We start from the raw sequence: 243 nt of genomic DNA on the forward strand, positions 1-243 counted from the left end.
GGGGCGAGACGTCCTTGGTCAGCTCGAAGATCGGCTTGACGTTGTCCGTCTTGGCCAGTTCAGCATGGAAGAACGCCAGCTTGGGGGCGATGGCGCCGCGCGCCAGGGCGCTCTTGGGGAACGGGCCGTGCTCGATGTTGGCATCGAATTCGACCATGCCGTCGGGCATTTCCTGCGGGCTCTTGTCGTTCTTGACGAACGACAGGCCGTAACGCGCCTGGGTCGAGAACAGGCCGCGCTCAT

Annotated in this window: 1 protein-coding gene; it reads right to left on the reverse strand. The window is 63.8% G+C overall.

Going from position 1 to position 243, the window contains the following annotated elements; translation table 11 throughout:
* Positions 1-243, reverse strand: a 243-nt coding sequence (locus SB751_RS34415; protein ID WP_410749546.1) for a DUF945 family protein, incomplete at both ends; no start/stop codon positions are given.

The sequence above is a fragment of the Cupriavidus sp. SIMBA_020 genome, assembly GCF_046535395.1.
Taxonomy (GTDB): Bacteria; Pseudomonadota; Gammaproteobacteria; order Burkholderiales; family Burkholderiaceae; genus Cupriavidus; species Cupriavidus campinensis.